Origin of the sequence: Microcoleus pseudofavosus SVA1_A4 (assembly GCF_036700565.1) — a bacterium.
Classification (GTDB): Bacteria; Cyanobacteriota; Cyanobacteriia; order Cyanobacteriales; family Microcoleaceae; genus Microcoleus.
In genome coordinates, this window is the sequence record NZ_JAUBPE010000062.1 from 38,088 (window position 1) to 49,490 (window position 11,403).

At 46.9% G+C, this 11,403-nt stretch carries 11 protein-coding genes; 5 read left to right on the forward strand and 6 right to left on the reverse strand.

All coding sequences use genetic code 11. The annotated features are described in order from the left end of the window. Nucleotides 1-55 precede the first annotated feature (55 nt). The gene (locus QUA02_RS23430; protein WP_333031218.1) at nt 56-1,219 is read right to left on the reverse strand and encodes a glycosyltransferase; all 1,164 of its coding nucleotides are present in this window, start codon (nt 1,217-1,219) and stop codon (nt 56-58) included. 163 nt (nt 1,220-1,382) lie between these two features. On the opposite strand from QUA02_RS23430, the gene QUA02_RS23435 reads away from it, so the two are divergent. Together QUA02_RS23435 and QUA02_RS23440 are read left to right on the forward strand one after the other, a co-directional pair. Further along, a complete protein-coding gene (locus tag QUA02_RS23435) occupies nt 1,383-1,550 on the forward strand; it encodes a hypothetical protein (RefSeq protein WP_333031188.1) in 168 nt (55 codons plus the stop codon). A 92-nt stretch (nt 1,551-1,642) separates the two neighbouring features. Then, nucleotides 1,643-3,736, forward strand: coding sequence for an iron uptake porin (locus QUA02_RS23440; RefSeq protein WP_333031219.1), 2,094 nt, complete (start codon nt 1,643-1,645; stop codon nt 3,734-3,736). 467 nt (nt 3,737-4,203) lie between these two features. Here the strand turns inward: QUA02_RS23440 and QUA02_RS23445 are convergent, their stop codons facing one another. Then, nucleotides 4,204-5,970 (reverse strand): Rqc2 family fibronectin-binding protein, encoded by a 1,767-nt coding sequence (locus QUA02_RS23445; RefSeq protein WP_333031191.1) that lies wholly within the window; start codon nt 5,968-5,970, stop codon nt 4,204-4,206. A gap of 336 nt (nt 5,971-6,306) precedes the next feature. Between QUA02_RS23445 and QUA02_RS23450 the strand changes: the two genes are divergently transcribed. Next, a complete protein-coding gene (locus tag QUA02_RS23450; RefSeq protein WP_333031194.1) occupies nt 6,307-6,894 on the forward strand; it encodes a hypothetical protein in 588 nt (195 codons plus the stop codon). Between the two features lie 34 nt (nt 6,895-6,928). Next, nucleotides 6,929-7,075: a hypothetical protein gene (locus tag QUA02_RS23455; protein ID WP_333031197.1), complete on the forward strand. Its 147-nt coding sequence runs from the start codon at nt 6,929-6,931 to the stop codon at nt 7,073-7,075. 157 nt (nt 7,076-7,232) lie between these two features. On the opposite strand, the gene QUA02_RS23460 is transcribed toward QUA02_RS23455, so the two are convergent. From QUA02_RS23460 to QUA02_RS23475, 4 genes are all read right to left on the reverse strand, one after another. Then, nucleotides 7,233-9,362: a CHAT domain-containing protein gene (locus tag QUA02_RS23460; RefSeq protein WP_333031201.1), complete on the reverse strand. Its 2,130-nt coding sequence runs from the start codon at nt 9,360-9,362 to the stop codon at nt 7,233-7,235. Nucleotides 9,363-9,402: 40 nt separating this feature from the next. Next, nucleotides 9,403-9,795: a type II toxin-antitoxin system VapC family toxin gene (locus QUA02_RS23465; protein ID WP_333031205.1), complete on the reverse strand. Its 393-nt coding sequence runs from the start codon at nt 9,793-9,795 to the stop codon at nt 9,403-9,405. A gap of 13 nt (nt 9,796-9,808) precedes the next feature. Next, nucleotides 9,809-10,057 (reverse strand): hypothetical protein, encoded by a 249-nt coding sequence (locus tag QUA02_RS23470; protein ID WP_333031207.1) that lies wholly within the window; start codon nt 10,055-10,057, stop codon nt 9,809-9,811. A 271-nt stretch (nt 10,058-10,328) separates the two neighbouring features. After that, complete coding sequence (locus QUA02_RS23475; protein WP_333031210.1) at nt 10,329-10,814, reverse strand: hypothetical protein; 486 nt, start codon at nt 10,812-10,814, stop codon at nt 10,329-10,331. Between the two features lie 83 nt (nt 10,815-10,897). Here QUA02_RS23475 and QUA02_RS23480 point away from each other — a divergent pair, with 83 nt between their 5' ends. Further along, nucleotides 10,898-11,371 carry a hypothetical protein gene (locus tag QUA02_RS23480; protein ID WP_333031212.1) on the forward strand — a complete coding sequence of 158 codons (474 nt, stop codon included), beginning with the start codon at nt 10,898-10,900 and terminating at the stop codon, nt 11,369-11,371. The last annotated feature ends 32 nt before the right edge of the window (nt 11,372-11,403 follow it).

Genomic DNA, 11,403 nt, shown 5'->3' on the forward strand with positions numbered 1-11,403 from the left:
GGGCACAAGGCATAAGGCAGAAGGAAGATTTTCCCGCTATCGGGCTATCGGGATCTCAAGTCCCAGACTTCGTAAAATCGCGGGATTGAAATTCCTGATAGCAGCGTTCCACAAAAGCTAGATAGCGCTGCTCAAAGACTTCGGGGGCAAACTGTCCGGCGCGCAGCCGTGCTATTTCTGGCTGAAATTTGCCTTGCAACTGTTCAAACTCCTCGACAGCTTCGACTAATGCTGCTGGGGTTTGGGAGGGAAAAAATAAACCAGTCCCTGTCTCCTCGTGTTGGCGAATGTCGAGCACTGTCTCCAAAGCGCCCCCTGCTGCATAGGAAATTACCGGTGTTCCGCAAGCTTGAGCTTCTACTAAAGCTATGCCAAAATCTTCGCAAGCTGCATAGACAAAGGCTTTCGCCTCTGCCATGTACTTTTCGACTACAACGGCTGGCTGCCAGCCGAGCAATTGTACGTTGGGTTTGGCGATTTGCCGAATCATGTCTAATTCTGGCCCGGTGCCGATGACAATTAGAGTACGCCCGAGTTGATTGAATGCTTGGACGATCGCGCTAACGTTTTTGTAGCTTACCAATCGGCAAACAGTCACGTAAAAATCTTGTTTTTGCCGAATCAAGGAAAATCGATCGATGTTTACCGGCGGATAAATCACCTCAGCCCGCCGCCGGTAGCACCGCCAAATTCGGCGCGCCGTGTGTTGGGAGTTGGCGATGAAATAATCGACGCGGTTGGCAGAAATTACGTCCCACTGCCGCAGTCGGTGCAGCAAATATCGCGTCAGCAGGCCCGGAATGCCCCGTCCGGCTTTGCTGCTGCGCAAATAGTCAAAAGTTAAGTCCCAAGCGTAGCGCATGGGCGTGTGGCAGTAGCAGACGTGCAGTTGCCCTGGACTGCTGAGGATGCCTTTGGCGACGGCGTGGGAAGATGAGAGGATGATGTCGTATTCTCGCAGATCGAGTTGTTCGATCGCGATCGGCAGAAATGGCAGATATTTTTGGACACCGCTGCGGGCTCCGGGAAAATGCTGCAAGAATGTTGTGCCAATCTGTCTTTGGAAAAGATAGCTTTCGGGATTGGCCGATTCAAAGTCGATGAGGGCATAGAGATCAGCGTCGATGTATTTGAGAATTTCGGAGACTACCAGTTCTGAACCGCCCGTAGCTAAGGGTGTCAACCATTCGTGCACGAGGGCGTATTTGAGTTTTTTCACTTGTATGTAGCCGATCGAACGATTTGTTAGCGCCTGTTCTGTCAATATTAATCTTACCGAGGGATCGCTTACGCAACCTCAAGCCATCAACCGGGTTTCTAGGTAGGTATCTTCAAACTGAGATGTTGCACCATTCTCAATTACTTGTTTAGGAACAGGCAAGATGCCTGTTCCACAAAGAGTGAATTTTCTTGTGGAACAGGCATCTTGCCTGTTCTTGAGAATGGTGCAAGATGTGAGTCAAACCAAGGATTTTGGGAATAAACAGAGTTTTTGTCAAATCAGCCACAGCAAAACTGTACTCTTCGGCAGCGATTTCCCAGATTGTTGACAAAAAATGCTATCAGACGGAATACTGAAGGTGATTTACGATCGCCTAGATATTCGGAACGGGCGATCGGCTCAATGTGGTGTGAGGAAAAAATGTCCAAATTTTTGTGGAAGGGACTTTTAGTTAGTCCCGCTGTATTGGCAGCAACTTTAGTCGTATCTTCGACGGCGCTAGCAGCAGAGCAACCTGTAGAAATTGCCGCGACTGCTCAACCTCATCAATTGCAATTACCAGGTGCTGCAACCGAGGCGGCAAAGCCTGAGACGGCAAAGCCTGAGACGGCCGAACCTGTGTCAGTAGCTAGCAACTGGACTGTTGATACTATTGAGAAAGAAAGTGCGAACCTCTACGAGGGCTTTGCTAACGAGCCGATCGCCCCAGTTGCCGAACAAGCAAAAGCACCCGAAAACGCAGTTGCAGCAAATTTAAGCGAAACCCAACCCGCAGTCGCGCCCGCAAACTTAAGTGCCGAACAACCTGTCGCGGAGCAAATCCCCGCAGTCGCGCCCGCAAACTTAACCGAAACGCAACCCGCCGCTGCACCGGCTAATTTAAACGCAGAAAAATCCGCCGCGCAACCCGAGCAGATTTCCCAATCCACAGATCCAAGTGCCCAACCTCAATCACAGTCAAATCTTTTAGAACAAATCAACCAATACAGCGCAGAAGACAGCAGCAGCGAAGATGCGGCCGGCCAAGTAACCTCAGTTTCCCAACTTTCCGACGTTCGACCGACCGATTGGGCCTTCCAAGCTTTGCAATCCCTAGTAGAGCGCTACGGTTGTATAGCGGGCTATCCTGACGGCACTTTCCGCGGCAACCGGGCGATGACTCGCTACGAGTTTGCGGCGGGTTTAAATGCGTGTTTGGATAAAGTTACCGAGCTGATTAGAGGCGGTACGGGAAATCTGGCAACAAAAGAAGATTTGGCTTCTGTGCAAAGGTTGCAAGAAGAATTTGCGGCGGAATTGGCAACTTTGCGCGGCCGCGTCGATGTTTTGGAAGCGCGCACCTCTGAATTAGAAGCAAATCAGTTTTCAACTACAACTAAACTCAACGGCGAAGTGGTATTTGCTTTGACTGGAATCGCCGGAGGAGATGATGCCGAGGGCCGCGAAGCTGATAAAACGACGGCTTTTGGCAGCAGGGTTCGTCTCAATTTTGACACGAGTTTTTCTGGCCAAGATTTGCTGAGAACTCGACTGCAAGTTTTGAATCTGGGTTCGTTTTCTACTAATAATACGAAAACCGCTGAAGGGGAATTGCGGTTTAATGCCGGGCCTTTCGGTACTGCTAGCAATACTGTAGGTTTAGATGCGCTGCTTTACCAATTTCCTCTAGGCAAAAGCACTACTGTAATTCTCGAAGCCAACGCCGGCGCGGCTGACGATTTTACCAACACAGTCAACCCTTACTTTGACGGAGACGGTGGCAGCGGTGCTCTTTCTAACTTCGGTACTCGCAACCCGATTTACTATTTGACTGGCGGTTCTGGCATCGCTCTGCGGCATCAGTTTGGGGAAAAACTAGAGCTGAGTTTGGGATATTTGGCCGGCAACGCTGCGAACCCGACGCGGGGAAATGGTTTGTTCAACGGTTCTTACGGCGGTTTGGCTCAGTTGACTTTCAAACCGAGCGACAGCATGGCTTTAGGTTTAACTTACGTTAATTCCTACAACTTTGTTACCGGTACCGGCAGCAATGCTTCTAATTTCCCGGTGCGTCTCGGTTCCTTCGGGCTCGACAGCGATAGCAATCTGCCAGTTTCTAGCAATTCCTACGGCGCGCAAGCTTCGTGGCGGCTGAACCGGAGATTTGCCATTGGCGGTTGGGCGGGTTACACCAACCAGCGCATTTTATCCAACTTGGCTACTCCTACGGGTTCCGTGCAGCGGGGAGATCAAAAAATCTGGAACTGGGCAGTTACTTTGGCTTTTCCCGATTTGTTGAAAGAAGGAAATGTGGCGGGGATTCTGGTAGGTATGGAGCCGCGGGTGACGAGTTCTACTAATCGGACTTTGCCGGAGGATAAGGATACTTCGCTGCACGTTGAAGGTTTCTATCAGTTTAAGTTGAGCGACAATATTTCTATCACTCCTGGTGTGATTTGGCTGACTGCTCCCGACCACAATAAGGATAATTCTGATTTGGTGATTGGGGTTGTCAGAACGACGTTTACTTTCTAGGAGCAGCCCTTGGGGATTTTAGATTTTAGATTTTAGATTTTAGATTGGCGGTTTTAATCTAAAATCTAAAATCGCCAATCTAAAATCGGTGGGGGCTTGGGTTTAATGTTTCAACAGAAACGACCAGCTTTAGCAAAAGCTGGTCTGCACAAATAGTTAAATCCGTTGTGTTCCCACAGTGTTTGTCTCACAGTGAGGAAACCCAAGTTGCACGTTTCTTTGCAGCGGGTTCTCAAAGAAATATCATCTCTCTTAAGCGGTATTATAACAACAAAATTTAATTTTGTGTAATAAAACTTTACATTACAGACGCATTTTAATCTTTAGGGCGATCGCACTCCCGGTCACTTTGTATAATCCAACGATCTTCAAAAATCCGGTTTCTGCGTAGGTTTATCGGTTGCAAAGCAGTTATTTTGGGTAAAAACGAGATTTCGACGGCCGCCCTTTTACTCACTTTATATAAATCAAGCCGGAGCTTGCTGCGGTCTGCCCCAGACAATTCGCTCCTGCTTGTATACAACCATACCAGGTTTAGCACCTTTCGGCTTGTATACATATTTAGGTTCTGTATAAACCACGGGGACTTGTTCGCTGTGGCGGGCGCGACTGTAGTAAGCAGTCATGTCGGCGGCAAATTGCAAATCAGTTTCTTCAGCTACAGTACCGGGTTTCAGACGCAACAAAGCGTGGCTTCCGGGAATCTCTAGGGTGTGGAACCACAAGTCGTAGTCGTTGGCGGTACGAAAAGTGAGTTGGTCGTTTTGGCGGTTGTTGCGCCCGATTAATAATTCAAAGCCGCTGGGGGTTTGGTAGCGGTGAAATTCGATCGCAGCATTTTTGTCCGTACTGCGGTAATCTGGTACATCTAGATATTTTTGCTGGATCAGTTCTTCGCGGATTTCGGCGAGGGTTTGCAAATCTTGGGTGTTGCGGTAGGTTTCCAATACCGAAAGTGCGACTTCAACTTGTTCTAAATAGTCGATTTCTTCCTGTACGGCGGCTAACAAAGGTTCTACTGCAATGCGAGCTCTTTTAAGTTTTTGGTGTTTTTTGTAGATTGCTTGAGCATTTTGAACGGCGTTTTTTTCCAGATTTAAGGGAATGATCACGGGTTTTTCGGTTTCAAAGTCGGGGAGGGAAATTGATTTCATTCCTGGTTCCCAATGCTGCAAATTTGCCATCAGCAAGTCGGCTTGGGATTTGTGGGTGTCGGCGTCTGCTGATTGCTGCAAGCGTTCTTTAAATGTGTTGGCTTTGAGGCGCAGTTTTGCCAGGACGTTGTTGAGTTTTTGGGTAAGCTGGTGCCGCAGTTGGGCGAATACTTGTTGATTGATTTCGCCTGTGTAGTAGCTGTTAAGTATTTCTTGAACGGAAGAGAAGGAAGAAGGAACAGATGAGTTAGATTCGTTTCGAGATTCTGCCTCTTTTATATCCGGTGTGGGCCAGTCGATGACGGTGTAGCCTTCGGGGGTAAAACTCGGGTGAAATTTGGAGTTTTCTAGGCATTGCAGCCAGTATAGCCAGCGCTGGAATAGTTGCTGCCAGTCGTCGGGATTGAGGCTGTCGGTGGATTGTTCGGGGTCTAAATTTGCCGATCGAATCATTGACAAAACCAAGGCTTTACTCATCCCTCGGTAATTCTTCAGCAGATTGCCCTTTAATTGACCGGGAACCAGGCTAATCCGTTCTTGCCAGCGGTTTTGAGATTCACTCAGACTCGGCACTGCATCGGTCAAAGACGGGGGCATTTCGTAGGGCTGCCCGGTTTGGATGGGTCGGACGGTGGACTGTTTGGCGCTGACTTGGTGGGCGCAGGTGACAACGAGGTTGTCTTGGGCGGTGAGGATGACGTTGCTGTACTTGCCCATGATTTCGGCGTAGAGGTGCCAGAGGGCGGGTTCTCCGGGGCGTTTGGCGAACTGCAAGTCGATGACTCTTTCCCAGGATGCAACGGGGGCGATGGAAACTAAGGCTAAACCGCTGAGTTGGTGGCGCAGTTGTTCGCTGAAGGTGAAGGTATCGGGAATGCGGGGCGGGGGGTCGCCGACGCAGATGCGGGCGGCCACAGGATGCCAGGAAAGGTCAATCCAGCCGCGCCCTTTCATGGTACGGAGGGCCAGGGACACGGTAAATCGATCGCGCTGGTAGACTTGTTCTAAGCGCGCTGGCAGCCATTGGGCTCGCAGTTCGCTGCAAGCTGCGGTTAAAGTTGTAAAGTCTACGGGTTGCACGGTGGCCTCTTTGCGATCGAACTATCTATGTCTATGCTGACAGATATCGGTCGTATTTGACGGATTGTATCAAAGTTTTGAAACCGAATTGGAAAATCGCTTGAAAATCCGCTGATGGGAAATCCGGGGTGCTAATGTGCGATCGTACCTTGCAAACATAGGACACAACTTTCAAATACAGGACACAACAATGTTGTGTCCCTACCTAATATTACGATCGAACCCCTCTCTTTCCATCTCCCTCTGCGCCCTCTACGCCCTCTGCGGTTCATTTCATCAAAAAAATCCAGTAAAAAGCGAGTCTGCAACACCTATTCGTATGTTATTGTTAGTTAAATGGAAAACATATCTGTTCTAGAACAAGCCGCTAAATCGAATACTAAACCATCTCCTGCCGCCGTAGTTGCAGCCCTCCTAGAAGCCGAGAAAAACGCAAAACAAAATAAAATTCGCTATTCTTTCGAGCAATTAACCGGCAATTGGCGTTTGTGCTTTATCACCGGCACAAAAAAGACTCGGCAAAAAGCGGGGATTGTGTTGGGTGCGGGACGTTACATCCCTCAGTGGATTGCGAAAATTCAAATTGCTTATGCGGCCGAACCTGTTGCTGAAGGGGAAGAGAATAGCGAAATCGGCAGGGTGGAGAATTCGGTGCAAGTTGGGGCGATCGAACTAACTCTTTCCGGGCCGACTAAGTTTTTGGTTAATAAAAATATTTTAGCTTTTGATTTTACCAGAATTACGGTGAAGTTGTTAGGAGCAAATGTATATAAAGGATACATTCGCGGTGGAGAAGCGCGGGAGGCGGAATTTTTTAGTTTGAGTGTGGGGAAGCAGGCATTTTTCGCATATTTTCTGGTAGAAGATGGGATAATTGCCGCTAGGGGAAGAGGCGGCGGCTTGGCTTTGTGGGGGAGAGTTTAGAGGAATTGAGGACACGGCAATTGAGGACACGGCAATGCCGTGTCCCTACCTCAAAATAATCTATCGCCCCGGCTTTGATATAACAATAGCCCGATTAATTGTAGGGACACGGCACTGCCGTCTCCTGACTGTGGGTAACGGGCAAAATCAACCGGATTGGATGATGAAATTGCCCGATTAATTGTAGGGACACGGCAATGCCGTGTCCTGACTGTGGGTAATATCTCTGGAACTAAATACGTCAAATACACGGTTTACTCTTCGGTATTAACTACCGCGCATCGCCAATTAAAATAAACGGCGACCAATAAAACGGATGCCGACCAATCTGACTCAACTTAAGCTTGCCGCAAAGCTTCATTTTTACTCATCCCTTTATTAATATTTTGATAAAATTCAACCATCAAATCTTTAGTAGCTGAATCATCAACACTCCACAAACTCGCCATCACCGCTTGTGCGCCCGCACGCTCAAATACATAGGCAACTCCCGATATTTCTTCACCGTTGGAATTCGCTTGCATAGCAGTTTGACACGCGCTTAAGGTGAGGAGTCTGGTGTTTTGCAACCCTAATAACGCGGCATCGCGAATTTTGAATTGACGGTCAGCAAATAGCAGTGTATTTTCCTCCATGCCCAATTTTTGACAGCCTCCCTGTTGGAAACAGCCGTGAGTTGCTAGGTGCAAAAAGGGAAAACGGGATGCTTGAAGTTTGAATTGGTCGAGGGTGGCGGCATTGCCGATATAGGCGGAACTTCCCGGCAATAATTGAGCGATATTTCTAACTTCTTCTTCTGTACCGGGTAGATTTTGGGGCAGACGAGGGATGGGATTTCCTAATGCTAAGACTCCGCCTTGTAACGTCGAATCGGGAATTGTCCTTGTGGAAATGCGGGTGAGATAGTTGACGGGATATTTCTGGATGAGGAATTCATCAGTTTGTTCATCATACAGGGTTTCAAAGGGGATGTAGCGCAGTTTTCCTGTGGCGATGATGCTCAATTGTTTGGCGGAAGTAGCTTTAATTTGGTCTTCGATCGGACGAATCAGGATGTCGTAGAGTTTGCTGCCAGTTACGGTGAAGTTAGTGTCGCCAGTATTTTGCAGTTGTTCGCGGTATTGAGTGAGGAGTTTGTCGAATTCTGCAGGGGCGAGCGGGATTTTTTTAACACTTAAACTGTCTTTTGTCAAGACAAACAGGGCGACGGTATTGGGGACATTTTTGACATTTGTCAGCAAGACGGGTTGAATGACAACGGTATCTGGTGCGATACTTGCTTTCAGTTGGGCGATGTCTTTGGGTGTAGTATCAAAGAGTTCGGCGACTTCGGGGAATTGGCGGGAGATTTCTTCTGCTTCGCTGTTGACTTCTGCTTCTAATTCCCGCATTTGTCGGGCTAGATTTTCTGAGAAGTTGTCTTCGAGTTGGCGGCGGAGGAATTGGAGTTGTTGATTTTTTTGATTCCACTCGTCAATGGCTTTTTGTGCTTGGGGGTTGGCAACTTTGGCGTTAATTAAGCGGGTGTAATCGGCGAGATCGGCTGTGGTGGCGATGTTGACCCATTGAAAAGCGCGATCGGCTTGGTTTTGGTCGATGAGGATGTCGATGAGGGCTTTTGCTGTTCCATCGTTAGCTTGTAAAAACTTTTGTCGATTTTCTTGCTGTAAACCTGCTCGAATTTCTAAGGTAATTATGACTGATTGCTGCAAATTTTCGATAGCTTGAGTCGGTTGCTTGGTATCTCGGTACACTCCACCAATATTACTCAAAGTACCAGCTTCCCCCGCGCGATCTTTTACTTCCCGCCTAATTAGTAAAGCTTGGTTATAGTATTTTAATGCTTCTTGGGGTTGGGAAATGTTGTAGGCAAAACCAATATTATTCAAAGTAGCAGCTTCCCCCGCGCGATAACCCACTTCTCGGATAATTGGTAAAGCTTGGTTAAAGTATTTCAATGCTTCTTGTGGCTGGGAAATGTTGTAGGCAAAACCAATATTATTCAAAGTAGCAGCTTCCCCCGCGCGATCTTTTACTTCCCGCCTAATTGGTAAAGATTGGTTATAGTATTCCAATGCTTCTTGTAGTTGGGAAATGTTGTTGTATGCAAAACCAATATTGTTCAAAGCGATAGCTTCCTTAGAGCGATCTTTGATTTGTTGTGCTATCGAAAGAGCCTGGTTATAGCAATCCAAAGCTTGCTGAGACTGATCAAGGTCAAGATAACTACTACCAATTTCAAAAAGTATAATTATTGCCTTAGTTCCATTTCTAAGTTCTCTTGCAATAGTAAAAGCCTGTTGAAATATCTCTATCGCTTGTCGGTGTTGTCCTCGGTGTTGCTGTCGCCTTGCTTGCTGTATAAGTCTCTCTATTTCTTCAACCCGTAAATTTTGACTTTGCCCCCAACTCGGTTGAACCATCAGCGGCACAGTCAGAGGAGTCAAACACACCCAAAGCCAAAACACTGATAATAATTGGTTTCATAACCTTACCTACTTCTCCTCATCAAATTAACCAATCCTCTAATTGCAACCCTGGAATATTGATAAAATCACGAGTATTGTGAGTTACCAAAATATCTCCACGCACTCTAGCAACCGCCGCAATTAAAGCATCTAATTCCCCAGTTGGTCTACCCATGCGTCTTAACTCACATTGAATTATCCCAAACTCTGCCGCCGCATCTCCGTCAAATGGGAAAATTTCCATTTCCCTAACAAATAGATTTACCTCGCTCAAATTTCTTTCAACTTGTCGCGAACAGTAAACTCCCTTATAGAGTTCAGGCAATACGATTGTCGGTAGGTAACACTCCAGAGATTTAGCATCAAATTCAGCAACAGCAGCGGGATTGCCTTGCATCAGTGCTACACAAATATTAGTATCCAACAAATACACAATTTATTTCCTCTTAATCGTTAAAAAAGTCTATACTCCTGCCAAAATAACTATGCCGCTCTCTGTCAATTTCGGCAAAAATTTCCCCCAGTTCAGTCTCGTATTTCCAAACTCCAAATACTTGATGTAGACGTTTCAGCCTTTCCTCATTGTTGATTTGCGGAGCCTCCGACACCTCAATCAGAACTTCTGAACCATCAGGAATGTTCAGGTTTTCTGAAATTTCGATAATATTACCCCGTTTTATGCCTTTGATTTGCATAGTTATATGTCCCTCTTAACGAACTTTTATAAATTTTAGCACTAGGATCTTCATTGAAATAGACAGTCCTGGACACACTCCGACCAAATAAACCGGGTTTTTTACCGAATCTGGGGGCTGCACGAAATATTTTCGTAAAAAACCCGGTTTCTGACCCCCGACGGACTCAATACGGAGTCGCTGCAATTGTCATCGTCTTTTTCTGCACATCAAACTGCATTTCATCCACGAAAAATTGCCGATCTTTCGATACTCCCAAAATCCCCCGCAATTACGCCCGATTCACGACAGGCGGCCCCAATTTCACCACAGCTTGACCTTTAACAGCATCTTTCAGCTCAAAAGCACTTATGGGAATGCCATTCCATTTGGTTTGAGTGCTAGTAGCTGGCGGGAGTTCGCCCCGAATAAATCGCTCCCCATTACTACGATAAACCACCGCAGTTTTGGAAAACACGATTTTATCAATTTGACCCAAGGGGATCGATAGCTTTTCTTGTCCTAGCTGTATCCATAATTGTTGCACTTTCTCGTCAATCTGCACAACTCGACCGTCTCTTTTTCCGCCCCCTTTCATCACAATTTCCGCTTGCGTCGGCAACGCTACGGGTATCGGCTGACTAGCGTTAGCCTGTGCTTGTACCGATCGCAAATTCTGTTTCTGGACTTCCTGACTGGCCGCATTAACTTGTGCAGCCATACCCGCTGTTACCGTAAAAAGTGCTACAAATAGAAATGAAAGTGTTCTGCGTTTCATCGTCCCCTAAACCCCCTTCAAGGATAAGCGTTACCCGTGCTAATGTCCTAAAATTGTACTCCACATCCCTTGAAGGTAATTCCGTGACTGCTTCTCCCCAACCTACTCCCGAATCGAATATTTTAGGCAACTTTGCCAGTGTTGTTGGCTTGCTCGGTGCCGCTTTGTTTTTCACCGGCTGGATTTATCGCTGGTCTTATTTTTCCAGCTTTCAGCTAAATGTAATTACCCTCGATTTACCAGTCGAATCCTTTTTCCTAGTACCGCTTCAGGTGTTTTTAGGTGATGGCTGGACAATACTCAGAAGTGCGATCGCCCTTCTGCTGACAGCCCTGGCGATTTACCTCAGTTTGTGGCTGGTTAATAGTATAAACAAGACAGTTGCTGCTAAAATTAATCGCAGAGCTAGACGTTGGCGTTTCTCTGCTCGCAGAAGAAGACTAGGGTTGCTTCATCGCTTCCTGAAATCTTGGCAGCGATTTAATATCAATAGATATAACTCGATAAAATTAGGCTCTTCAGAACTTATGGTGATAAGTTTATCTAATCAAAGATAGACTCGTGCATAAGACTAGAAGCTGAAACTCAT

What these genes read in the sequence shown, in the direction of transcription:
- QUA02_RS23475 (WP_333031210.1), bottom strand. Translation starts at nt 10,814, where the DNA reads ATGAAACGCAGAACACTTTCATTTCTATTTGTAGCACTTTTTACGGTA.
- QUA02_RS23450 (WP_333031194.1), top strand. Translation starts at nt 6,307, where the DNA reads ATGGAAAACATATCTGTTCTAGAACAAGCCGCTAAATCGAATACTAAA.
- QUA02_RS23440 (WP_333031219.1), top strand. Translation starts at nt 1,643, where the DNA reads ATGTCCAAATTTTTGTGGAAGGGACTTTTAGTTAGTCCCGCTGTATTG.
- QUA02_RS23435 (WP_333031188.1), top strand. Translation starts at nt 1,383, where the DNA reads ATGCCTGTTCCACAAAGAGTGAATTTTCTTGTGGAACAGGCATCTTGC.
- QUA02_RS23470 (WP_333031207.1), bottom strand. Translation starts at nt 10,057, where the DNA reads ATGCAAATCAAAGGCATAAAACGGGGTAATATTATCGAAATTTCAGAA.
- QUA02_RS23455 (WP_333031197.1), top strand. Translation starts at nt 6,929, where the DNA reads ATGCCGTGTCCCTACCTCAAAATAATCTATCGCCCCGGCTTTGATATA.